Origin of the sequence: Geminisphaera colitermitum TAV2, assembly GCF_000171235.2 — a bacterium.
GTDB lineage: Bacteria > Verrucomicrobiota > Verrucomicrobiia > Opitutales > Opitutaceae > Geminisphaera > Geminisphaera colitermitum.
In genome coordinates this window covers 96,965-121,074 of record NZ_ABEA03000091.1, presented here as the reverse complement: position 1 = coordinate 121,074, position 24,110 = coordinate 96,965, and the positions used below count along the sequence as shown (strand labels likewise).

General features: G+C 60.1%; 21 protein-coding genes and 1 pseudogene. 4 read left to right on the top strand and 18 right to left on the bottom strand.

The annotated features are described in order from the left end of the window. Positions 1-1,019 (top strand): 3-oxoacyl-ACP synthase III family protein (locus tag OBACDRAFT_RS09875; RefSeq protein ID WP_157837009.1); only part of this gene is annotated, 1,019 nt, incomplete at its 5' end. A gap of 340 nt (positions 1,020-1,359) precedes the next feature. Here OBACDRAFT_RS09875 and OBACDRAFT_RS09870 read toward each other — a convergent pair. The 7 genes from OBACDRAFT_RS09870 to OBACDRAFT_RS28135 form a co-directional block, all read right to left on the bottom strand. Further along, positions 1,360-4,245: a glycoside hydrolase family 38 N-terminal domain-containing protein gene (locus tag OBACDRAFT_RS09870; protein ID WP_052361618.1), complete on the bottom strand. Its 2,886-nt coding sequence runs from the start codon at positions 4,243-4,245 to the stop codon at positions 1,360-1,362. Positions 4,246-4,393: 148 nt separating this feature from the next. Beyond that, positions 4,394-5,800 (bottom strand): sialidase family protein, encoded by a 1,407-nt coding sequence (locus tag OBACDRAFT_RS09865; RefSeq protein WP_232766959.1) that lies wholly within the window; start codon positions 5,798-5,800, stop codon positions 4,394-4,396. A 482-nt stretch (positions 5,801-6,282) separates the two neighbouring features. Then, entirely contained in the window at positions 6,283-7,269 is a 987-nt protein-coding gene (locus OBACDRAFT_RS09860; RefSeq protein WP_043585121.1) for an autotransporter-associated beta strand repeat-containing protein, read from the bottom strand. Between the two features lie 152 nt (positions 7,270-7,421). Further along, positions 7,422-9,434, bottom strand: coding sequence for a heparinase II/III domain-containing protein (locus OBACDRAFT_RS09855; RefSeq protein ID WP_081721944.1), 2,013 nt, complete (start codon positions 9,432-9,434; stop codon positions 7,422-7,424). A gap of 47 nt (positions 9,435-9,481) precedes the next feature. Continuing rightward, positions 9,482-10,102, bottom strand: coding sequence for a type II secretion system protein (locus OBACDRAFT_RS09850; RefSeq protein ID WP_043585119.1), 621 nt, complete (start codon positions 10,100-10,102; stop codon positions 9,482-9,484). A gap of 77 nt (positions 10,103-10,179) precedes the next feature. Further along, the gene (locus OBACDRAFT_RS09845) at positions 10,180-11,271 is read right to left on the bottom strand and encodes a LacI family DNA-binding transcriptional regulator (RefSeq protein WP_052361615.1); all 1,092 of its coding nucleotides are present in this window, start codon (positions 11,269-11,271) and stop codon (positions 10,180-10,182) included. A gap of 55 nt (positions 11,272-11,326) precedes the next feature. Then, positions 11,327-11,464, bottom strand: coding sequence for a helix-turn-helix domain-containing protein (locus tag OBACDRAFT_RS28135; protein ID WP_125069147.1), 138 nt, complete (start codon positions 11,462-11,464; stop codon positions 11,327-11,329). On the opposite strand from OBACDRAFT_RS28135, the gene OBACDRAFT_RS09840 reads away from it, so the two are divergent. After that, the gene (locus OBACDRAFT_RS09840; protein ID WP_232766958.1) at positions 11,463-12,524 is read left to right on the top strand and encodes a helix-turn-helix transcriptional regulator; all 1,062 of its coding nucleotides are present in this window, start codon (positions 11,463-11,465) and stop codon (positions 12,522-12,524) included. The two genes, OBACDRAFT_RS28135 and OBACDRAFT_RS09840, sit on opposite strands and share 2 nt — an antisense overlap. Before the next feature lie 93 nt (positions 12,525-12,617). Beyond that, complete coding sequence (locus OBACDRAFT_RS09835; RefSeq protein WP_232766957.1) at positions 12,618-13,910, top strand: FAD-dependent oxidoreductase; 1,293 nt, start codon at positions 12,618-12,620, stop codon at positions 13,908-13,910. A gap of 31 nt (positions 13,911-13,941) precedes the next feature. Here OBACDRAFT_RS09835 and OBACDRAFT_RS09830 read toward each other — a convergent pair whose 3' ends face one another. Beyond that, positions 13,942-14,388: a YraN family protein gene (locus OBACDRAFT_RS09830; protein ID WP_052361614.1), complete on the bottom strand. Its 447-nt coding sequence runs from the start codon at positions 14,386-14,388 to the stop codon at positions 13,942-13,944. A gap of 47 nt (positions 14,389-14,435) precedes the next feature. Further along, a complete protein-coding gene (locus OBACDRAFT_RS09825) occupies positions 14,436-15,650 on the bottom strand; it encodes a glycoside hydrolase family 130 protein (RefSeq protein WP_043585178.1) in 1,215 nt (404 codons plus the stop codon). A 121-nt stretch (positions 15,651-15,771) separates the two neighbouring features. Here OBACDRAFT_RS09825 and OBACDRAFT_RS09820 point away from each other — a divergent pair, with 121 nt between their 5' ends. Beyond that, positions 15,772-16,896 carry a LacI family DNA-binding transcriptional regulator gene (locus OBACDRAFT_RS09820; protein WP_043585114.1) on the top strand — a complete coding sequence of 375 codons (1,125 nt, stop codon included), beginning with the start codon at positions 15,772-15,774 and terminating at the stop codon, positions 16,894-16,896. Positions 16,897-16,910: 14 nt separating this feature from the next. Here the strand turns inward: OBACDRAFT_RS09820 and OBACDRAFT_RS09815 are convergent, their stop codons facing one another. From OBACDRAFT_RS09815 to OBACDRAFT_RS28125, 9 genes and pseudogenes are all read right to left on the bottom strand, one after another. Beyond that, entirely contained in the window at positions 16,911-18,209 is a 1,299-nt protein-coding gene (locus OBACDRAFT_RS09815) for a uracil-xanthine permease family protein (RefSeq protein ID WP_052361613.1), read from the bottom strand. A gap of 39 nt (positions 18,210-18,248) precedes the next feature. After that, on the bottom strand, positions 18,249-18,974 hold the full coding sequence (locus OBACDRAFT_RS09810) for an acyltransferase (RefSeq protein ID WP_043585174.1): 726 nt from the start codon (positions 18,972-18,974) through the stop codon (positions 18,249-18,251). Positions 18,975-19,273: 299 nt separating this feature from the next. Next, positions 19,274-20,473, bottom strand: coding sequence for a two-component system sensor histidine kinase NtrB (locus OBACDRAFT_RS09805; RefSeq protein WP_043585172.1), 1,200 nt, complete (start codon positions 20,471-20,473; stop codon positions 19,274-19,276). A 145-nt stretch (positions 20,474-20,618) separates the two neighbouring features. After that, positions 20,619-20,747: pseudogene (locus OBACDRAFT_RS31220) on the bottom strand (IS4 family transposase); the annotation flags it as partial. Positions 20,748-20,788: 41 nt separating this feature from the next. Then, positions 20,789-21,349, bottom strand: coding sequence for a sugar O-acetyltransferase (locus OBACDRAFT_RS26435; protein ID WP_081721942.1), 561 nt, complete (start codon positions 21,347-21,349; stop codon positions 20,789-20,791). 343 nt (positions 21,350-21,692) lie between these two features. Continuing rightward, positions 21,693-21,890, bottom strand: a complete 198-nt coding sequence (locus OBACDRAFT_RS31215) for an Imm53 family immunity protein (protein WP_425601736.1) — start codon at positions 21,888-21,890, stop codon at positions 21,693-21,695. Between the two features lie 121 nt (positions 21,891-22,011). Continuing rightward, on the bottom strand, positions 22,012-22,635 hold the full coding sequence (locus OBACDRAFT_RS09795; RefSeq protein WP_052361612.1) for a hypothetical protein: 624 nt from the start codon (positions 22,633-22,635) through the stop codon (positions 22,012-22,014). A gap of 155 nt (positions 22,636-22,790) precedes the next feature. After that, positions 22,791-23,486, bottom strand: a complete 696-nt coding sequence (locus tag OBACDRAFT_RS28130; protein ID WP_198529872.1) for a hypothetical protein — start codon at positions 23,484-23,486, stop codon at positions 22,791-22,793. A 195-nt stretch (positions 23,487-23,681) separates the two neighbouring features. Beyond that, positions 23,682-23,987, bottom strand: coding sequence for a hypothetical protein (locus tag OBACDRAFT_RS28125; RefSeq protein ID WP_157837007.1), 306 nt, complete (start codon positions 23,985-23,987; stop codon positions 23,682-23,684). Positions 23,988-24,110: the final 123 nt, after the last annotated feature.

The window sequence follows — 24,110 nt, the reverse complement described above, 5'->3', positions numbered from 1 at the left end:
CCCCTGCGTCCACCATCGCAGCCACTGCCGCCGATGAAACCGTTTGCATTGCCGGCGTCGGCTACGCCGTGCCCAACAACATCCGTCCCACCAGCGAAATCCTCAAAGCCTTCCCCGGACGCACCGAAGCCGAGATGCTGAAACTCACCGGCATCAAAGAACGCCGCTACGCCGACGCCAACGAAACCGCCACCAGCCTCGCGGCCAAAGCCGTTCGTCACGCCCTCGACCAGGCGAAAATGGACGTGCAACAAATCGACGGCGTCATCCTTGCCACCATCATCCCCGACCAACCCGTACCCTCGATGGCCAGCGCCCTTGCCAAACACCTTGGCATCCCGCATGCCCTCGCCTTCGACATCAACGCCGCCTGTTCCGGCTGGCTCTATGCCCTCGAAGTTGGCCGCTCCTTCATTCGCTCCGGCACTGCGAAAAACATCATCGTCGTCACCGCCGAACTCCTCTCCCGCATCACCAACCCCAACGACCACGAAACCGCGTTCCTCTTTGGCGACGGTGCCGGAGCCGCCATCCTCACCGCCACCCCTGGCGGCCACCGCCTCCACCGCATGGCGCTCTCCGGCAACGCCAACCTCTTCGAAGCCATCCAGCGCCCCGGCGGCGGCGCGACGCGCCCCGTTCCCAACGCCACGGGCAGTGACCGCAACGATTTTTATCTACAAATGGACGGCGGCGCCGTTTTCAAAAACGCCGTCGTGTCCTTTGCCGACCAAATCGAGCAAACCATCAAACGCCACAACCTCACCCCTGCCGACATCGAGTGGATCGTCCCGCACCAAGCCAACGAACGCATCCTCAAGGCCGTTGGCAAACGCGTCGGCATCCCCTTCGAACGCTTCGTCGTCACCATTGCCAAATACGGCAACACCTCCGGGGCCAGCGTCTCCATGGCGCTTGGATGGGCCGCCGAAGAAGGCATCTTCAAAACCGGCGACAAAATCATCTTTTGCTCAGTCGGAGCCGGCCTCACCTACGCTGGCGGCCTCATGGTCTGGTAACTGGCCGTGGCGCGGGCGTCCCGCCCGCTGTAGGGGCGTCGCTTGCGACGCCCGCGCCCGCCATCCGATGCCACATCCTGCAAACGCGGGCTTCGCAAGCGAAGCCCCTACGCGTGACGCGGGCGTCCCGCCCGCATTCTTCACGCCGGAGGCGTGACAGCTTTTAGAGCAATTTCATTTAAACTGTAGCCATTTGATACTTGGTAGGGAGGCCTCTCCGAGGCCTCCGAAACCACGCTCCAACTACCTATGAGTTTCGCTTCCTCACACTACGCTCACGGAGGCCTCGGAGAGGCCTCCCTACCAGGTAGATGATGGCTACAAATCTCGTGAAAAGGCTCTATTCGATTCGGAGCGTGACGATTTCCTTTGGGCGGAGCGGCAGGGAATAGGTTCCGGAAGATGGCAATGGATCGGGCTTTGCGAGTGGGTTGCTCTCGAAATCGACACGCGTGACGGAGGTTCCTTTTGCTCGCTTGGTAAACGTGAGGACGGCTTTCGTTGCCTTCGTAGTTGGATTAAAGATACGAACCTCCAGTGACCCCGCGACTTGCCGGGCGCTGCTCAGGACGGCGTCGCCAGCGAGGGCGAGCAACGATGCCGCAGCGGGAACTGAGGACACACCCTTGGTTTTCGGGCGGTGCAGCGCGAGGTCGGCGGCGCGGAGTTGCGCGGTGCGCAGACCGGCGGCGAGTTGCTGGCCAGCCTCGCACAGCGCGCGACGCTTGGGCGCGGCGGCTGCTTGCGGGACGATCCAGTATTTGAATACGTGGCGGCCTTGAATCTGCCCCGCCGGTTGTCCGTCGGTTAACACGGTGCGGCGCGTGGCGCGGAGAAGTGTGAGCGCGATAGGACGTTCGGGTTGGTCACGCACGGCGCTTTCCATCAGGCCGGTGCTGACAATGGCGAGGCCGCGCAGGGTCTTCCCTCCCCCCCCCCCTGCTGTTGCTCCCGTTACGGCTGTCCATGTTTGTTGCGGGGTGGTTTCGATGCTGAGTTCGCGGGAGAAATGGTTGTCGGACGGGAGCGCAATGGGACGTTCCACGACATCAAACGCCCCGTCCGCCAGATAATGCGTGGCGGCACTCGCGCCCGTCGGGAAGAGGACGCGCAGGCGGTGATCTTTGACAGTGTTGTCCACCTCGGTGGTGATCTCGATACGGTCGGCACCGGCGCGCAGGACGACGCGCGTGTCGAGGGTCAGCGGGATGAGGTTCGCGGAGCGCGTGCGGGTGTCGAAACGGTATTCGTCGGGGAGACGCAGCGTGGTGTGGATGCGAAATTCGCAACGCTCCGGGCCGTCGTGGAGGAGCGCGACATCCGCCGCCGCCGCGGTGGAGACGAAACGCTGGTCGTTGACCGCCTGGCCGTGATACCAGCCGTCGCCAATGTCGGCGATGTCCTCAAACGTGAGCAGGCGCGAGTAAGTTTGCCCGGTGCGTTTGTCGGTCACGGTCAGCGTGCCGTTGGGTTCGATGGTGACAGTAAGAAATTCGTTTGCCATCGAGCATTCGCTGGTGGCAAGGCCGGGCGCGGACGGGTGGCGGACGGGATGCACGCCGCGAGTAACCGGACTGCGCGGCGCGGGCTCGTCCCAAGCGCCTTCGCGCACGATGAGCGTGGTGTAGCCGAGCGCGGGCAGGCGAAGGCGGACGCAAACAGTGACGTCGTTGGTTTTATAGGCTTCGGGGAATTTGATCGGGTTGATGCGCAGTTTCGTGCGCGCCATGTCTTGCGCGAGCAATTGATAAGGCAGTTCGTCGCCTGTCGTGGAGTCGTGGATACGGAATGCGGGTTTGGGTTCGAAGCCAAAAAATTCCTGAAAGCATCCCCACTCGGCGGGGATATGCAGCGTGAGGTCAACCGGTTCGTCGAGCGGGCGCGGCAGCGGGTTGGCGACGAGCACACGGAGTTCTTTGTCGTTGAGTTCGCCGGGGATGCTGGACGCGAGTTGCGCGAGGGATTCGGCGGTCTGCGCGGCGGCGATCTGGCGGCATTGGGCGAAGCGGTACTTCATGTCCTCGTGCACTTCGTCGATGCTGCATCCGCAGATGGAATCGTGCGGGTGGTTTTGCAGGAGCCAGCGCCACGCGGTGTCGAGGTAAGTGGAGGGGGGGGAGGGGGGGGGAGTGATCAGCGTGGAGGCAAGCGCGGCAAAGGGCTCGGCCCACTGGGTGAGCAGCGATTGGCATTCGGCGTTGGCTTGTTTGATCCATACGCGGCTGGAGAGGACACCGGGGATGAGCCATTGTTGGTCAATCTGGGCAGAAGCGCGGGAATTTTCGCGTAGTTCTCCTGTCACTACGTCAGCGTTTTTCCCAAACACTTCGGGATGCATGGCGGCGGCGGCGAGCATGTCGTCGATCCAAGCGTCGAGCGTGGAGTGTGTGATGGCGTAGGGGAAATCGGGTGACGGTTTTTGAGCGAACAGCAGCGCGTAATGGTCGTCGTCGTGTTCGAGATGGTCGCCGCCATCGAATACGATCAGGGGCAGCGCGGGATGCGTGCGCGCGGCTTCTTTGTCGAGGAAGGCGCGTAGGTCGTTCGGCGCGAGGGCGGGGTCGAAGGGCAGGCTTCGTTCCGTGCAGCGGCGCACGTCCCAAGTGTAATCGCAGTAGCCGGCGCGCCCGAAACGGTAGGTCGGAATCGGTGTGCCGTCTGCGCCGCGCCAGACGAGGTGGGCGGTGGCGCGTTGTTCGATGCCGCGCCAGACAAGCGCGCTGCGTATGCCGAAGTTTTTGAAGATTTGGGGGAGTTGTCCGATGTGTCCGAACTGGTCGCAGACAAGTCCGGCGTCCGAGGCCACGCCGCCGAAGTCGCGCGCTTGTTTTCGTCCGAGGCGAATGTTGCGGACGAGGGATTCGCCGGACACGAGCCATTCGTCGGGCATCACGTACCAGGGGCCGATTTTGAGGCGTCCGTCGCGTGCGAAGCGTTCGATTTGTGCGCGGCGTTCGGGTCGGATTTCGAGGTAATCGTCGAGGATGATCGATTGTCCGTCCGTGGTGAAGGGTCCGCGCAGCGCTCCGCTTTCGAGGTCATCGAGCACGCGGTCGAGCAGGTGGACGAGGCGGCGGCGGTAGTCTTGGAATGTCTGATACCATTCCCGGTCCCAATGCGTGCTGAGCACGTAGTGAACACGGCGGATGGCCGTTGCAGGTGCGGACGTGCGGGCGGTGCTTGTGCGAGAGGGGCGGGAGGAGCGGGAGGCGTTCTTGGCAGGCATGATGGGAAATGGATGAGTGAGCGAATAAGACCGTTTTCAATAAAACAATCAAATAAGATCAATCACGACCAAGCCGACTTGCCTTGGTAGCCGGCTGCATTTCACTGCCCCCTCCCCCCCCCCCCCGTCAGCGACCGGAATGCAGCCCTCACCCAACTGGTGGGGCGTCCTCGGTGGCGACTTTCGGAGTCTCGGTGGCTTCGCGTTGTTGGCGCGCTTTGACGGCTTCGGGGTTGGGGCGGCTGATCAGCATTTGGGTGCGCGATTTGGGGCCGAGGAATTTGCAGGCGCGGATGTCGTCCTCGGTAAAGCGGGCCATCAGGATTTCGCCTTCGGTGTTACGTTGATGGTCCCACGAGATGTAGAGGGTGCCGTCGGGGGCTTGAAAACCATCCGGGTAGGAAACGCCGCCGCGCTTGTCGAGCATGAGCCCACCTGTCCAAGTGAGGCCGTCGTCCTCGGAGAGAAAAGCGGCGAGGCGGGAGCGGGAGAGCCTCCCTTGCCAGATGGGGGCTTCGTGGATTTTTCCGCCGTGTTTTATGAGCAGGATGTTGCCGGATTGCAGGCGGCGGATGAAGTGGCGGGAGGAGGCGGTTTTTATGGGGGATTCCTTTGGGCGGGCCCATGTCCGCCCACCGTCGGCGGAGGTGCTTTCCCAGAGGCCGTTGCGCGTGCGCGCGGTCATCCAGATGGAGCCGTCACGGCGTTCGATGAACATGTGCTCGTCGAAGCGTGGTCCGGGGAATTTGACGCCGCCGCGCCGCGTCCATGTTTTGCCTTGGTCGGAGGAAACAAAGACGTTGGCCATGCGGTATTTGTCCAGTTCGGCAAAGATGTCCGGTTTGTCGCTCAATGGCGCAGCGATGTTGCCTCGGGGCCACAAGGAAATGGGGAGAAGCCAGTCGTCATTGGAAAGGACGGTGGGTTTGTTGAGCGAGCAGCCGTGCCAGATGCGCACGGGCGCAGACCAGACGGGTTGGTCGCTGTCGGGATTTTCGCAGATGGTAAACCAGCTTCCGGCCCGGCCATCAAAGGTGCCCATTGACTGGTCGAAGAAGAGCCAGAGGCGGCCTTTGGGATCGGTCCAGAGATTGCCCACGACTGTGCGCCGGCGCAGTGGCAGGCTTTCGTCGTGGGGATCGAGGACGGCGCGGGGAGGGGACCATGTTTCGCCGTCGTCATCGCTGGTGGCCAGGACGAAAAAGGCTTTGTCGTTGTCGCCTCCGCCAACCCAGCAGGCCCAGAGGCGGCCGCCGGGGGTGCGTTCGATGCCGATGGTCATGCCGTAGTCGAGCCGGTCGTATCCGTATTCAGGAAGTGGTGACGTGTTGATGGTCGGCGGGACAAGCGCGGGGTCGGTCAGCTCCGCGAGGGTGAGGTGCGCGATGTCGGCCTGGGTGCGCGCGGGATGCTTGAAGGCGGGTTTCGCGTCAGGCTTTGTTTCGGTCGTACCGGCGGACCGGACGGAAATGGGGGCGAGCGAGAGGATGGCCGTCAGCACGCATGCCGCCATCCAGCCGGGCTTGTAGTGGGAAATAAATGACTGCGATGTCATAATGGTTTCCGAAATAGACATGCGGAAAGTTCTAAAAATTGCACAGAAGGTAACGAAGATAATCAATTGAAGTGGAATTTTTGTTTTTTAACAATATGTTGGCAGTAAATAATTTAGAATAAATTACGCGGTTATTCGATGTTTTCAGTGGAGGGACAGGATTACGATATGGAGTGCGGCGATTCATCGCCGCTTTAGGCGACGTGATTCATCACGTCGCCTCGCCTTACCCTGTTGCTACCTTCTCTGCCGTCTGGCAAAGGACGCATCGGGAGGCGGGAGGGCGGGAGGCGGGTCGTTAAAACGACCCGTCGAAAGCGGCGATGAATCGCCGCACTCCATGTCGAGCCATTGAAAATGTCGAAGAACCAATTACGCTCCCTGTCTTTATCTTGGTTATCTTCTGTGCAAAAATGAATTTTTAGAACCTCCCATGCGTTGTGGTGTGTGTGGGGGGTGGGGGGGGGGAGGAGAGGGGCGAATCAGGCCCGGATGCGGCGGCGGATAATGGTGCCGGTGAGAATGGCGAGGCCGGCGAGGAAGGCGCAGGTGGCAGGCTCCGGCACTGTTAACGTCAGGGTGCCTGTGCCGGTGTTGAAGGTCCAATCGCCGTTGGTGTAAATGCCGTCGCCCGCATTGGTGAAGGTTGGGCCGTTCATGAATGCCAGTCCGAATGTGCTCCCGAAAGTTGCATTCAGCGTGCCGACGTTCACCAGGTTCCATGCCCCGGATGTGCCGGTGAACGAGGTGTTGTCCAAGCGGAGTAGCCCGTTGAAATTCACTGTTCCGTCCCCGGACACACTGTTGCTCACGTTCCCTTCTTTGAGGACAAAACGCATTTCACTCGTGTTGGTGAGGTTCAAGGTGCCTGCGCTCACGATGGTGTCGCCGATGTAAGTGTTTACGGCGGAAAAAACCAGCGTGCCTGTTCCGGTTTTGTTCAGGGACTTGCCCAATGCATCGTCGCTGATCTCCGCCGCAACGGTCAGGGTGCCTGTGCCATTGTGGTCAAATGTGACGGACTCGGTGCCTGAGGAGATTCGGAGGGAGCCGAGTCCTCCCACGCCGATTGTGTGATTGCCTGAAGCATCGGAGTCCACCTTCACACCACCGGCAACAATCAGGTTGCGGCCGGCGGAGCCTGTCGCGGTGGTTGTTAAACGGATTCCAATACTACTGTCAGCGTTACTGCCAAAGATGATGGTGCCGATGCTCCTTGCTGCTCCGATATAGCTTGGTGCGCCAAGGGACGTGTTCGTCGAATCTCCGAAGATAAGGTTGTTCGACGTGGTAAATGCGGGATTGGAGCTCCAGTTGCTGCTTGTTCCCCAGTTTCTGTCAGTTCCTCCCCCCGTCCATGTATAATCGGCAGCGTGTAGCGGAAGCGCGAATACGGCGAGCGCAGCCGTGAGAAGCGTGGTGGCGAGATGGCGATTGGACCGGCGGTTTTGTGATGTTTGTGTATTCATTTTTTTGTGACGGTTTATTGTTCGGTTTTGGTCTGGCGTGTTGTCCGTTGGGAATGCGAGGCCACGGTTGTGATCTCGAAAATGATGAGTGAAATGGCATTCATCGGCTGGATTTTGAGGAAGCGCGGGGGGGGGGGGGCTGGCGGTTGTTTTCAGGGGTCGTTTGCGGGCGTGATCACGAGGCGGATTTCGGCTTCAAGGGTTGGTTGGAGAAGTTCGAGGCCGACGCGCGTTCCCTTGGGCGGGGCGTCGGGGATGATGCCGGAAACGGGTTCCTCGCGGAGCACGATGTCGCCTCCGTCGGCGTGAAATGCGATGTCCACGGCCTTGCCGCCGGATGTCAGTCGGAAACCGCTGGCGTGCGCTGCGCTGCGTTGCTGGCCGGGAAGCAGGATGAGGGCGGTGCCGAAGGTCTGCGGGGTGGTGTGGCGGACGCGGTCCACGATTTCGAGCCGGCCTCGGTTGGCGCGGGTGAAGGTGAAGGTGCGCGTGAGTTGTTTGAGCGCAGGGACGTCATAGGCGGAGGTCAGGTCCATTTCCCATACGTCGCGCTCGTCGGTGAACTCGGTGCGCACGGTGACGGCGCGTGCGTCGGGGCCGGTCTTCTGGAGTTGTCCGGCCACGCGGGGAACGGGATGGCCGAAGGAGTTCATCACGCCGCTGGTGTAACGGCGGGGGCCAAAGGTGTCCTTGGTGTAGGCATCGACGCCGAGGTCGCTCATCACGAGGACGCCGTCGTTGACGACGACAAATGAGCCGAGGTCGTTGTGGTTGTGGGGTTGCCCGTTGTGGCCGCCTTTGATGGCAAGCGAGAGGCCGGTGGCGGCGGGGATGGAGCGGGCGACGAGCGCGCCGCCGTCGGGGAACCAGTTGCGCGGGGCAAGTGCGCCGGGATTGTTTGCTGGCGGGGCGGGGGGGGGGGAGGAGGGGGTCGCGTGTTCAGCGTGTTCGGCGAGTTCGAAGAGCGAGGCGTAGAGTTGCACGCCGAGGGAGTGCCAGTTGCGAAATTGCGGGAGCGCGACGTCGGCTGGCGGCGGGGTGGCAAAGCGGGAGGCGACGAAGGTGGAGAGCCAGGGGGAGACGCGTGTCGTCATCCGGGCATCGCCAAAGGCGGGGTAAATGCCGGGGCAGATTTCCCAGCCGCTCGCGAACGTGGCAATGCGGGCGACTTTCGGCGCGGCGAGTAGATCGACATGACCCGCCGTGGTCTGGCGAATCAGTTCAGCTCCGATCAGGTAGTGACCAAATCCATACACCCAATATCCGATGCCTTCGTGGCAAAAGCCGTCGTCGGCAAAACCGGCAAGGAAGAAGGGAGTGAGGGCTTCGTAGGCGGCAATGAACCTGGCGCGTTCCGCCGGGTTTTCGGTCAGGGTGAGCGCGGTGCCGAGAACGCCGGTGTTGCAGACGGCGTTCCAGTTGTTGTCGGTGCTCATCCACCAGAAATCGCGGCGGTCGCGGGCGCGCACGCGCGCTAACCAGGGGGCGAGGACGCGGGCGTGTATTTCCTGGCGGATACGAGCGCGGGTGGCGGGTTGGAGCCGGTCGCCGAGCAGCCAGTCAGCGGAGGCGAGCGTCCAGGCGCGGGCGGTGGCGGCGAGGTCAACGTAGTCGTAGGCGTCGGTCCGGGTTTTGCGGCTGCGGGCACCGGCGGGGATGGCCCAGGTGGGTTCGTCGAGAATGGCGGCGAGTTCGGCTTCGATGGGCGGGAGCCAGGCGACGGTGTCGTTGGTGAGGCCGGCGGCAAACACGAGGGCGTTAAGGCGTTCGCTGCGCAGGGTGAAGGGGCGTTCGTAGGATTCGCGGCGTCCTGTGTTTTGAAACTCGAGGTAGAGGGCGTCGGGCAGGTCGGGGATGGGTTCGCGGGCGAATTTGCGGGCTTTGGTGATGATGGTCTTTGCGGTGGGCAGGGTGGCGAGCGGCGTCCAGAAGGAGCGGTCGTCAAAGGTGGGCGTAAAATGCGTGGGACGTGGAGAAAGCCATTCGGTGATTTGGGTGACGCGGGCGGGTTCGATCGCGGGTAGTTTACGATCGGCGGGAATGGTTTTTTGGGCGCTCAGCGATGTCGTCACGGCAAGCAGGGCGGACGCAAAGAGGGTTGCCGCAAGCAGGGTCGCAAGAGGGGGACAAATAAATGCCACGATCTTTTCTGGGCGTATCAACATGGAAACGAATGCTGTCGGGAGGGGGGGGGGGGGGGGGAGGGGCTGGTTCAGTTAGCCGCTTCGGTGCCCACGTGCCAGTCGAAGAAGAGGACGTTGCGATGGTTTTTGTGAACGGGTTTTTCAGGGAGTCCGTCGTTGCTGGCGACGCCCTTGTCGATGTCGCGAATCGCTATGGCGGTCCTGATGTTGATGATGTCATCAAGGGTATGGTAGTTGCGAACAGGCTCAGTGTCACTGTTCGGGTATCCGAAGGGACGGATGCCCGATCCACCGGCGCGTTTGGCAACGCGAACCAGTTGCCAGATGGCGGTGTCCTCCTTGGTTCTGTCATGCGCCCAGGCGCGGCAGAGGAAGTTGTCGGGCAATTTTCCCTTTTTCAGAGTGCTGTTCATGTAGGGGGCAAGGAAGTAAGGGAGTTGCCTGTTGTTGCTGGGGAGGTTTTCGACGACGGCCCAGCAGGGGCCGGGCAGCATGCCCTTGTGCTCGTCAACGTAGAGTTGCAGGGCGATGCCCCAGGAGCGCAGGGCGGAGAGGCATTGGACGTTGTTGGCCGATTCGCGAACTTTGCCGACGACGGGGATGGTGATGGCGGCCATGATGCCGACGATGGCAATCACCGTCAGTAATTCGATCAGCGTGAAGGCGCGGGGACGTGTGTGCGTTGGCATGGCGGGATATGTGGTGGTCGGACGTTTTTGTTTACGCCGACAGTGAAGCCATTTCCCGGAGACCTCCAAGGCGGTCGTTACTGACGCCGTTCAGTAACCTGCCAAGTCGCCAGCCCCTTCGCCCGCAAGGTCGCAACCGAAGGGCGGCGACGTCCAGGGCCGGGAGCGGTGAGGCCAGGTTCCCAAGAGCCGGACACAAGGTGAAGTTGCGCCTGTTGGATCTGATCGAAATTATTGGTGTAAAGGCGATTGATAATACTCTCGACGGCCATCCGCCCCAACAGTTCGTAGTTTTGCCAGATGCCGCTCAGCGCGGAACCCGCCCGATCCACACCGAGCAAGATCATGCCGGTCGAAACAGGTATCAGCTTTTGTATGTCAAATTCGTTGTTGTTGAGAATGACGACGTCCGGCTTCCAGGTTTTCAGCCAGCCAGGCAGGACGGACGGCAGCTCGGTGTCGCGCATCGGCATGAGCGGAGGAATGCGCTGGTCGAAATGGTATTGTTCGATGGCCTGGCGGTACCCACCCAACCAACGGTGCTCCAGACGCCGGGAGTCTTCCTCGCAGACGACGATACCGACGCGCCGGTAACCGAGCCGCGCGCATTGCGCGACGGCCAGCGAGGCGGACTGAAAGTGGTCGTTGGCGACGCGCGTGACCATCGGGAACGTGATGCTCATGCCAAGCCCCGCCACGGCCATGTTGGAGATGTCGAAATCGAGCCGGGTTTCCTCATGGGGCAGGGGGCCGATCAATACGCCGGTGATGTTGCGTGTATCCAAAATCTCACGCATACGGACGGCGGTCATCCCCGGGGCGCGAAGATCAAATTCCTCCAGAGCGAAATCCTTCTCGGCGGCATGGGACCGGGCGCCGTGAAACATGCTCACAAAGCTGGCATAACGGCGCCAAGGGTTGCTCTGGGGATGACTCGCGAGCCAGGCGATCCTGGTTTGCGCACCGGTAAAGGATTTGCGCTGACGGTGCAGGCTCATGAGCGAGGCGACCATCGGATTGGTGCGGTAACCGAGTTTGCGCGCCACGGCCTGAATGTGGAGTCGTGTGCTTTCCGGGATGGTCCGATCTCCGCGCAACGCCATCGATACCGCGGCCCGGGAGAACCCGGAGGCGCGGGCGACCTCCTGCATGGTGGGAGCGGGTTTCATGATGTGTGTGGTGAAAGCCGCCACATTGTTTTTTCCTCGTGCCAGGTTCCCTCGATCAGGATGCAGCGGTGCGGTGGGTTTTTTCCCGCGTGGCCACGGGCAGCGTCAGGTCGTCATTCAACACCGGCGATATCGTCGAATAATGATAACCGGTTCGCCAAGCGATGTCTCGAAGGGTGACTCTGCGCTCCATGCGCAACAATTTGCGTGACCAGCTTGTTGATGTCGATTCCAACCTGAGCGACCTGCCACACACACCCAATGCCCACGCCCTGCCCACAACACCGTTTTGTCTGTTTCAGAAAACCATCCGTGACGATCCGGGCCAGCGGCTCATAGGCTTCCGGCACATGAAAAATCCCAGGGACAAACACTGCATCGCCCGGCTGATTGACTCGGTGCTGCGCCGGCCTGCGTCCGGGCGGGTGTTTCTCTCGCACGAAAAGGCACGCCACTGTCTCACCGCTCTCGATTGCCCGCGTTTCAGCATCTGTCTGTGGGGGGAGGCACGTTACCACATCTGGCAAAACGGCGTGCGCTCGGAAGTGCGCTTGCGGCGCGGCGATGTCATTTATGCCAGCGCCGGGTGCATGATGGAACCCGCGCCAGAGGCAAATTATCTCTCGCTCGGCGTGGTGCCGCACGCCCATCTGACGCGCTTCCTCGTCGCGCAAAAACGCTGGAGTCACGCCAACGCCAACGCGAACGGCCCCCTCCCCCCCCCCTCCCCCCCTGTCACCCGGCACCAATTTCTCGTCACCCACCACACGCAAAAAACTCTCGACGCTGACGGACGGCATCTCTGCGAAGCCATCGACCGCTGCGCGGGACGCAACCCGGAGGACCGCTGGTTGCGGGCCTTGTTTCGGGCGCTGCTCATTCGGTCTCACGAACTGTTGCTCGCGGACAGCGAACCCGGGCGGGAGGGGGGGGAGGAGGGGCGCTCACATTTTCGCTGGCAGGCGGCGTGCCAGTTCATCCGCGACCACTTGCACGAACCCTTGGGGCGGGAGACGGTCGCCAGCTTCCTGCAACTACACCCCAATCACATCTCGCGTTTGTTCGCCCGGTTTTCAAAGGCGCCTTTCAACCAATACGTCATGAGCGAACGAATACGGCGTGCGCGGCATTTGTTAAAAAACCCCGGACTCAATCTGGCCGACATCGCGGCAGCGTGCGGATTTTCCGATCCCAATTACTTCAGCCGTTGTTACCGCAAGGTCGTCGGGCGGGCACCGCGGGTGGACCGGTGAAAAATTCGCAAGACGCGGCAGGTTACATCTGTGCTAGAAATGCGCCGGTTTTCAGTCCGTCCGGACGCACGCAAAGCGCGTATGCTGCGGAGCATGAACTCCTGCTCCACCGTTCACCAAATCCACGAACCTGCACGCGACATCCCTGTCGTGCGCGAAACCGACATCCTCGTCTGCGGCGGCGGCCCGGCCGGCATCGCCGCGGCCTTCACCGCCGCCCGGACCGGCGCGCGTGTGTTGTTGCTCGAACGCCACCCCTTCCTCGGCGGCATCTGGACCGCCGGCGGGCTGACCATCATTCTCGACAGCCAGAACAAGTCCGGCCTCATCCGTGAGCTGGAGACACGGCTCAAAGCGCGGGGTGCTTGCGGTTATTTCGAGCCATGGAAGGGCGGTCCAATTTATGGTATCGAAGCGATGAAGGGCCTGCTCGACGAGATGGCGCATGAGACGGGCATCGAGGTCCAGCTCTATACCCATGTCACTGCCGTCGCCCGCGAGGGCTCGCGTGTGACCGGCGTTTTTACCGAAAGCAAATCCGGACGCGAGTTCATCAAAGCTCGTATCGTAATCGACACTACGGGCGACGGCGACGTGTGCGCGCAGGCCGGTTGCGCCTTCAAGCACGGGCGTCCCGAAGATGGCAAGGTGCAGCCGATGACGCTTTATGGCCGCATCGGTGGCTACCGGGGCAATGGAGCCCGTCACCAACCGATGCTCGGTATCGCGCAGGCGGCCGGGTTTCAGCTCAGCTACGAGCGCGTTTCACTCTTCCAACAGCCCGGCCAGCCCGGCGTGTTCATGCTCATGGCCACGCACCTTTGGGGTAGCGGCATCGACGTGCGCAACCTCACGCGTGCCGAATTCCAAGGACGCCGCGAAATCCGCGAACTCGTCCATATCCTCAAGACCCGCGGCGGCGACGACTGGAAGGACATTTACCTGATCGACACCGGACCCTTCCTCGGCGTGCGCGAGGCGCGCCGTATCCTCGGCCGGTATTACCTCACGCAGGAAGATCTACAGGCGGGGCGACGCTTTGAGGACGGTATCTGCCACGTGCGTTTCAACGTGGACATCCACCATCCCGATCCGACGGAGGGGCGCGGTCTCTACCACCTGCCGATGCAGCCTTACGACATCCCCTACCGCTGTTTGCTGGCTCAGGATGTGGACAACCTGATGATGGCCGGTCGCTGCATTTCGGGCGACCATATCGCCCATGCCAGCTACCGGGTGACAGGCGACGCGGTGGCCACCGGCGAGGCCGCTGGCCTGGCTGCGGCCCTCGCGTGCCAATCAAACATCGATCCGGTCAACATCGACACCGCGCAACTGCTCATGCGACTGACGGAGATCCGCAATCAACACCTGCCGGATGTGTGATTGGCAAAGCCGTTGCCACTACCGGGTGCCACTACCGGACGTCCTCGAAGAGCGGCACGTTTTCGTAGTGATGGACTTCGAGCACGAGGCCACCGGCGCGGTCGTCGGCCTCGTGTCCGCTGGTCACCACGTCCACAATGTCGAAACGATGATGCTCGGGCGGCGGATGCAGACGGTTGAGGTAGGCGCGGCAGGCGCGGCGAAGGACGGCTTTTTTCTTTCGCGTCACGGTGTGGTAGCCGGGCACGAGCGCGGAGGTGGCGCGGGTCTTGACTTCCACGAACACCAGCACGCCGTCGTCTTCGCACACGAGGTCGATTTCCTCGCGGCGGTCGCGCGGATTGCGCCAGTTGCGCGCAATGATCGTGAGTCCCGCAGTCCGGAGATGAGCGGCGGCGGCGCGTTCACCGGCATCGCCTCCCGCCACGCCGGGAAAGGTCCGCGCAAACAGGGATCGAAATCGCGTCCACCAACTCATGGACGCGAAGGAAAGAAGTTACGCTTCGAAATGTCGAAGCCGGAAAGTCAGCGCTTCAAGGCGGCGTTGGCGCGGATGAGGGCAAGGCGTTGATCGACGGCGCGGCGCGTGGTGAGCGCGTCTTCGGGGGTGTTGAGGCACCAGTCGATGAGCTTCGCCGTCGTGGTGCGCGCCACGTAGCAACGCGTGTCGGAACCTCCGTAATAGAGCAGGATCGTCTGCGCTTTATCGGGAAGCTGCACCCAGCCGTTGGTGAAGGTGACGTTGGACACGTCGCCCACGCGCTCGCCTTCGTAGGGTGCGAGGAAATGTCCGCCGGGCCGCGCAATGATGCGCGAAGGATCGTCGAGCGCGGTCATGAAGGCGTAGAGCACGTAACGCAGCCCCGCCGCGCAACCGCGCACGCCGTGCGCCATGTGGAGCCAGCCTTGCGGCGTCTTGATCGGGGCGGGGCCCTGGCCGTTTTTCGATTCCTTGATCGTGTGGTAGGCGCGTTCGTCGATGATTTTTTCAGGACCGGTTTTGCCCGTCGTGATGTCTTTGCAGAGTGTCCAGCCAATGCCGCCACCGCTGCCGACGTCGATGAAGCCGTCCATCGGACGCGTGTAAAAGGCGTATTGGCCGTTTACATACTCGGGATGGAGCACGACGTTGCGCTGCTGCGAGGCGGGGGTGCGGAGGTTGGGCAGGCGTTCCCATTTTTTGAAGTCGCGCGTGCGCACGAGGCCCGCTTGCGCAACGGCGCTGGAGAGATCGGCGGGTGCGGCCTTGGGGTCGCGCGATTCAGCGCAGAACACGCCGTAAATCCAGCCGTCTTCGTGCGGGGTGATGCGCATGTCATAGACGTTGGTTTCGGGCGCGATTTCGGGGAGGTCGATGGGCTCGGGCCAGAAGCGGAAGCCGTCAATGCCGTTGGCGGACTCGGCGATGGAGAAAAAACTTTTGCGGTCGTAGCCTTCGGTGCGCACGACGAGGCACACTTTGCCTTTCCACAAAAACGCGCCGGGGTTGAGCGTGGCGTTGATGCCGAGGCGCTCCATGAAAAAGGGGTTGGTGGCCGGGTTGAAATCGTAGCGCCATTCGAGGGGCGTGTGGCGGTCGGTGACGACAGGGTAACGGAAGCGTTCAAACACGCCGTTGTCCCACACGGAATCGACAGGATTTTTGCGGCGCAAAAACGCCTCGTGCGCAGCGCGGATTTTTTTGACGCGTGCGGTAAAGGCGGGCGTGGGTGTGGTTTTGGTGCGGGTGGCTTTGCTCATGGCGGGATGGGAACGGTAGGGAGGCCTCTCCGAGTCCTCGGCTGCGAGCGTGAAACGCAACGCAAGCGGATGGTGTTGCGCAACGCGTTGCGCACGTCATAAGCGCATACGTCCACAACCAATGCCTCCGATTTCCGATTCCAGCCATCAGCCGTCCGGCGTCAGCCATGTGCCGCTGTCAGCCATCGCGCGCGAGGCAGGCGTGGCGACGAGCACGGTGTCGCGGGCGTTGCGCGGGGATACGCGCATCGGCATCGATACACGCGAGCGTGTGCGGGAGGTGGCGCGACGCCTGGGCCACCGGGCGCATCCGCTCGTGGCCGCGCTCATGGCGCAGGTGCGCAATCATCGCCCGCCCACGGCAAGATGGAATCTTGCCTGGCTCGACTTTCACGATTCGCCGCAAGGCTGGCGGGCCGATGCGGTGTCGGTGGCGTTTTACAACGGGGTGCGCGCGCGGGCCGAGGCGGCGGGCTACGCGATCGAACGCGTGTGGGCGCGCGATCCGCGGTTGCGCGGCGCGGGCGATGCATCCGCTGGCGGCAGGCCGGCGGGCGGCACGCTGCCCCATCCGGCCCGCCTCACCGACATGCTGCTGGCCCGCGGCGTGCGCGGACTGTTGTTGCAGGGATTTGCCGAAGGCGCGGACGGTTCGGCGACCGCCATCCCGGTTGACTTGAACCAATTCGCCATCGTGGGCGTGGGCACGGCGTATCATTCCCCCGCGTTGCACTTCGCCAGCAACGACCAGCATCTGTCCACGCAACTGGCGGTGCGCGAGCTTCGCCGCCTCGGGTACCGCAGGATTGGATACATCGGGGAGCCGTTGACGGAGACGGTGGTGGCGAATCGTTTCGCGGCCGGCTACCTGGCGACGATGCGGCAGGAGTTTCGCCTCGCGCCGTTGCCTCCGCTCGTGACGCTGGACGACGATGTGGTGGCGGCGTGGGTGAAAAAATACCGTCCGGAGGTAATTATTTCGACGGAAAAACACATCCCGCGCGTGCTGCGCGCACATGGCTTCTCAGTGCCGCATGACATCGGTTTTTCCCACTTGCACGTGGCGGAGGCCGACCGTGTGACAACCGGCATTTGTCAGCAAAGCGAAGCCGTGGCCGCCGCGGCGACGGATTTGCTGATCGGCGCGCTGATCAACAACGAAACCCGCGTGCCCGAGCATCCGCGCGGTGTGCTCATTCCGGGTCGCTGGAGGCCGGGGAGGACGGTGCGGGATTTGCGTAGTTAAAAACTAACTACGGTTCATTCCTTCCGTGCCTTGGGCAGGATCAGATTGAGCACGATGCCAAGAATGCCGGCCAGACCGATGCCTTCGAGGGCGAAGGATTGTTTGTCGCCGATCACCATGCCGCCGATGCCGCACACGAGGATGAGCGACACGATGGTCATGTTGCGCGGTTCGAGCAGGTCTTGTTTCGCACGCACCAGGGTTTGCAGCCCCACGGTGGCGATGGCGCCAAACAGCAGCGTCATGATGCCACCCATCACCGGCACCGGAATCGAGCCGAGGATCGCGCCGACTTTGCCGACGAACGCCAGCGCGATTGCCGTGACCGCCGCCCACGTCATGATGGCCGGGTTGAACGCCCGCGTGAGGGCAACCGCACCGATCACTTCGCTGTAAGTCGTGCACGGAGGACCGCCCAACATGCCTGCGACCGAGGTCGCCAGTCCATCGCCGACGAGGCAGCGGTGGATGCCGGGATTGGCCACGTAGTCGCGGCCCGTAATCTGGCCGATGGCCTGGACTGCGCCGTAGTGCTCGATGATCGGCGCGAGCGCGACCGGAGCGATGAACAGGATGGCCGACAGGTTCCACACCGGCGCGGTGAAGGCCGGCACGGCGATCCACGCCGCGTTTTTGATGCCGTTGAAGTCAACGTATCCAAATGCCATTGACGCCACATAACCCGCGCCGATGCCGCACAGAATCGGCAGCAGTCGCAACATGCCGCGCGCACGCAATGATACGAGAATCATCGTGGCCAGCGATATGCCCGCGATGGTGAGCGCCTGCCAGGTGGGAATCGTGCAGCCGGGCGTCTTGCCCATTGCCATGCCCGCCCCCACCGGCGCGAGCAGCAGGCCGATCACCATGACCACCGGGCCAATGACGACCGGCGGCAGGATTTTTTGCAGGAGGCCAATGCCACGCCATTTGATGAGCGCACCCACAATGAAATACATCACACCCGCCCCGACTAGTCCGCACAGCGTGCCCGGGATACCCCATTGCTCCACACCGGCTGAGATCGGCGCGATGAACGCGAAACTTGATGCGATGAACACCGGCACCCTGCCACGCGTGATGATCTGGTAGATGAGCGTGCCGAGACCGGCGGTGAAAAGCGCGACATTGGGATTGAGGCCGGTAAGGATGGGCACCAGCACGAGCGCTCCGAAGGCGACGAAAAGCATCTGCGCTCCGATGAGCGCGTCGCCGAAGCGGAATTTGTAGTCGGCCGCGGAGGAGGCGGTCGTGGCCGGCGCGGGTGTCACGGCTGGCGAAGATTCAGACGAGGGAGGCGGTGTGTTTTGCATAAAAGCCGGGAAGCGTAGTGAGGAGAAAGCATGCGGACCTCAATCCCTCCGTGGCAAAAACGACACATGCCCGCGCACCCGCGCGATCGTCGCCGGCGGCAGATACCCCGCAAACGCCACCGTTGGCATCACCAACGCCCGGCGGCCCAAGATCGACCCCGGATTGAGCACCGAATTGCAACCGGCCTCCGCCCCATCACCCAACAACGCCCCAAACTTGCGCAAACCCGTATTCACCACGCCACCGTTTGCCGTCCCTTCAGTCGTTGCGGGCAGACGCACGGTGATCGCTTTCTGGTCGAGCCGCAGATTGGAGCAAATCACTCCCGCTCCCAAGTGGGCCTTGTTGCCCAGGATCGAGTCGCCCACGTAGCTGAAATGCGGCACCTGCACGCCATCGAGCAGCAGACAGTTCTTAAACTCGCACGCATTGCCGAGCACACATCCCTCCCCCGTGATCACATTGCCGCGCACGAACGCCCCCGGACGGATTTCCGTTCCCGCGCCAATCCATGCCGGGCCGATGATCGTCGCATAGGCCGGCAGCTTGACGCTCGGATCAATCCACACCGTCCCCTCAATCCGCACCGCAGCGGACACCGCTTCTTTCACCGCATGTGCCGGAGGGGGGGGGGGGGGGGGAGGGAGCGATTTCAACGCCGGCCCGATCTGTCGCAGCCATTCCCAAGGCGCAACCTCCGCACGAAAAAACTCCGCAAAACGCGAAAGCGAGGCCGGCAGTTCAAAGAGATCGGAGGCGAGCATGATGGCCAGCGAAACGCCAAACTCCCGCTGTTCAAATCCCAAACTCTCGCGCGAAGCATTCCTACGCCAATGTAGCCATTTGATACCTGGTAGGGAGGCCTCTCCGAGGCCTCCGAAACCACGCTCCATCCACCTATGAGCTTTGTATCCTCTCACCACGCACAACGGAGGCCTCGGACGGAGCGCAGCAGCGCGGAGATGGCATCGCCAAAGGCGATGGCCCGAAGGGCTGCCCTCGACAGAGGGCACAAAGGCCTCCCTACCGTTAAGACAACGGACACATCTCAACTTATACCGCCCTAGCTTTTCAGAACAGGCGAAGCCTGAAGCATCCGCACGCGGCGTTCTTTTCTGGGGAATTGCAGCGTGACCACCGTGCCCACGTCTTCACGACTCTCGATGCTCACCTGGCCGCCGTGCTCGCGCATGATGCGCTGCACAATCATCAATCCCAACCCGTTGCCATCGGATTTGGACGTCTGGAATGGCTGGAACAATTTCACCAAATCCCGCTGCTTGATGCCGCTCCCTGTGTCACCAAAAAGCAGATACACATGTTCGTCGTCCGTGTGCGATTTGATGCGCAGACGCCCGCCCGGCTGCATCGCCTGCACCGCATTCTTGATGATGTTAAAAAACACCTGTTTCAACTGCTCCCTGTCCGCCATCACACGCGGCAAGTCCGGCGCTGTCGTCGCATCTATCTCGATTCCCCGGTCCTCAAGCTCGCGCTGCTGAAAATGCAGCACGTCACCCAAAATTTCCATCAAATCGGTCTCCGTCAGATCGGGTGGACGCGGACGGATCGCCTCCAGAAAATGCGTCACGATCCCGTCCAGCCGCGTAACCTCCTCCTGACATATCCGAATCGAGTCTCCCAGTGAGGCGCTCTCGCGCGATGAGGCCTTCAACTTCTTCAACTTCCGCTCGATCAATTGCAAATGGATCGTCAGCGAATTGAGCGGATTGCCCAGCTCATGCGCCACACTCGCCGCCAGCAGCAGGATGGACGATGTCCGTTCGCTCTCGATCCGTTCCTCCGTGGTCTGTTTATCGCGCGTGATATCCGAAAGGATGACCGCAAAATGCGGTCCACCCGACCGCCCCTCCCCGTGAAACGGCACCATGTAAAGCCGCACCATGCGTGGCTCCGGGTACGTCAGTTCAAACTCACGCGCCATCACCGGCGCCGTCCCATCAAGCGATGGCTCCAACGACGGACGCAACCCCGGCACCAGCCGCCACAACACCATGCCCTGCAACTCCTGCCCCGGCAGTGCGATGAGTCCGTGCGCCGCCACGTTGGCGTAGTCGATCTGCCCGTCCGTGCGGATGACCAGCACGCCTTCCTGAAGCGTGTTAAAAATCTCCTCGAACAACTCGCGTTCCCGCGCCAGTCGCTGCACCAGATTGGTTAGGTTGACCGTATCAAGCGAATCCACTCGCCCGAGCACACGATCAAGCGAAGAATGTTTTTTACTTGGTATCGAAGCCGACATGACGAGATGATTGAAATCACGCGCACTTAAAAAATCAACCCACCTGCCGCTGCCTTCGAAGCCAATGGAGAACCTCCGATTCCGTATCATTGAATACCTGACGCAGAAAGGACGGCCCAACCAGAACGCCCCAGTAACGTGGGACCGTCAACGTCTTACCTAGGTCTTCCCCCGCGTAAAGAGGACGCGCCTTGCGTATCAACGTTTGGCCCACGTCTTGCCACATCCGCCAATCCCGCTGCTCGTTGGCATCCGCCAGCGTCGATCTAGCCACAAGGGCAAGATCGCGATTGGACAATACAAATCAAAGAAAGACTATTCGTTTGTTAGTGTGCGGATTATTTTGCAGGGATTGCCAACAGCCAAACTATTTGGAGGAATGTCTTTTGTAACGACACTGCCTGCACCGATTACACTGTTCTCACCGATAGTTACCCCCGGCAATATAATCGCTCCTGCGCAAATCCACACATTATCACCGATATTTACCGGGTGGGTATATTCCAATCCTGCCAGACGTTGTCTAACATTCATTGCATGTTCTTCTGTTATAATGCAGACATTTGGTGCAATGAATACGTTATTTCCAATTGTAATTTTCCCACTGTCCATAAGCTTGCAATTAACGTTGAGGAAAAAATTATCGCCCACCTCCGTATTATACCCATAAGTGCAAAAAAGCGGTTGCTCCACAACGCAGTTATCTCCAGCCTTGCCTAACAACTCGCGTATGGCAATTTGTCGTGCATCACGGTCGAGTGGATTTAATTTATTGTAATCATACAACTTCTTAATAGTAATGTCGCGATCTGCTACAAGCTCAGGGTCACTGGGCTGATATAACATTCCCGCATGCGATTTTTCTTTTTCCGTCATAATGAAATCTCCTTATTTTTCATTTTTTATAAAGATATAACAAAATATAATACAGGCGTCCAAAACAAAGTGATGATCCCCCCTGCAATAACCGATAATATAACAAATGACTGTGGATTCATTGGATCTAATTTTGCCTAGAGCATTGTCGGTTCAATTTGTCGCAAGATTTAAGAGATCACGCAGAGACACAGAGACGCAGAGAAAACTCATGTCACTAGGTATAAGTAAATTAAAAATATTACATTTCCCTCCCTCTGCGTTCTCCGCGCCTCCGCGTGAGACAAAATAAACCGAAAATGCTCTAACATCATAGATGAGCCACAGCCGCTCTCGCGGCTGGTTAGCCTTCTTTGGGGTGGCGCTCCGCCCACGCGAGAAATGCGAGAACGATGTCCTCCAGCCTTCCTGGCGCGCCTCTTCCGACGAAATAATCCTCGGTCCGACTGCACACCATCCAATCGATGGAAGATTCGTAATGGTCTTTCTTCTCTTCAAACGGCACCGCCGCGAGTGGCGTGTCCCGAAGATCGACCTCAATGGCGACGCCGGGATTATCGAGAGTCGAAATCTTAAAGCCGTAGCTGTGCTACCAATCGCCGTCGCACTGGGAGGCATACCATTCTGACAAACGCTGGAGCGCGTCGAGGTGCAACGCTTTGCTAGACCGCTCCCCCGCTGACTTGAGCGAGAATACTGTGCTGTATCTCCGGTGATAGCCTCCGAGCTTTCATGGCATGGCCTAACAGGTCAGCGTCGCAGCCATTCTGCTTCATCCATGTAATCATTGGTTCGTATCGGTCCGGGCGGTTCCGCAGCAGTTCTGTGGCGAGACGCAGTTCCAATGCAACCGTCGGCACACGGTACGGCCCCACCGCAATCAGAGTCTGATACTTCCATGGGCCGTCTCCAAACGTCTCGATATAAACAGAATCTGTAGTCACCTCAACCGTGCTCGCCTCGACTTTGATAGCGTTTACATTGTAAGCGGCGTAATATTGCTTGGCTCCCTCCAAGAGAGTTGGTGGCGTGAGAGCGGGAAAAGAAGAGAGTGCCACAGCAAAGGCGTCCACATGGGTACGTTCCTTCATCAGGAAGTCCACATCGCCTGCGGCGGACAAGGGAACGCCATGCAACATGGCGGCAGCTGTCCCGACCAAACAATAGTTGACTTGCTCGAAGTGTGACGCCGCATGCTCAAGAACCTTTTCCAAGGTTTCCCGTAGGCGCGGCTGATCAAGCGGTTCTATCGATTTTATTTTGACGATAGTTGGTACGTCTGCCATCTCATTCCTCCTGTGTTCGCCATTACTTCGGCTTTCGTCCAATGCACGCAACGTCGAGCCCACCCACGACTGCCCGTGGCGCGACTCCTGCAAGGAGCGAAGCGACAGCAGGAGGCGTGACGCGGGTAGCCGTTGGGTGCAGCGCCTTGTTAGCTTTATTTATTTGCATTCTGTAGAGCACGAGAATCTTCTTCTGTATATTCTGAAAGTGGAGATATGGCAGGTGCAGAAAAATCAAGCATTATGACATTGAAATGTTCTTTACTCTTCAATGGCCAGTTCATTGCCGCTTGGCAGGCGTCCACGCCCCAACGTCCGCCACTCCAGTCCTTCTGCCATTCAATATGAATCCGTTGAAGTCCATAATCTCGTTTCGCAGGCCAGACATGAGGAATTGTAACTTTGGTGAGGTAGTATCCGTTCTTCTCAATTCTTATTTCGGTCTCTTCTCCTTTTGTTTTTGTGAGATTGAATTCACTCGTGGCAACTTGGAATGCCTCTTCTCGGCGTGTCTTGCCGCCTCTGATGATGTCGAAGCGGGGTGACGAATGGACTACCTTTACGGCAAGATCGGAGACAGGCTTCCCTTGCTCATCTACAAATGACAGGGGGATTTCGTATGTGGCGGTACTTGCTCTCGGTGTAACATAAAATCCAAATACTCCGCCAACAGTCAGAATAATCGTCGGAATAACGTATGCTAGCTTCAGTGCTGCACGACGGGGCCGCTGCCATAATAAAATCCCAAGTCCGACTATAAAGGGCGCCATCACCAATGAAACAAATGTGTATGGAAGCGCGATAAGCGCTTCCATACCTTGCGATGGAATTCTTGGTGCGTTCGACCACATCACAAGAAAATAACCCGCGACAATTCCGCACAATGTGATTGCGGGCAGCCAAAAGACGAAATATGCAGGGCGGGAGCGCATTTCTGTTAGCTAGAGCAACGTTCAAGATGAGCCATGCGAGGCTCTGAGTTTAGATTACTAAAAATGCCTTGCGAAAACCAGCGTAGCAACAATCGCATTGGCTCTGGCGCCTTGTTAGGCGTCTTTCCTTGTATTTTTCTCTATTGCGATTTGGCACAGCGCTTGTTGTGCCTGTAACTTCAGCGCAAAAGCTTTAGCGCGTGCAGATGATAATGATATGAAACAAAGAAGAATTGCGCAAACCATTGCGATAAGCAGTTCGTTTCCAGGAGACGTAACACGTCCTAGAAAATAACCACCAAGCAAACCAACAAGTATGCCTCCTAGTGCATAGCTCAGGAATAGCTGCTTCGCTTGTGTATAGAGCTTATTTGCAAAGCTCTGAATAACATCTGGATTGTAGTCTATATTTTTAGCCATAGAATTCGATTTTTTGCCTAACATCAAAGATGAGCCATGCGACTGCGAACACAAAATTGCGGTCTCGATTGCGTGTAGAAGCGCCGAACAACGCGACGCCAGTCGCGTTGGTTCTAGCGCCTT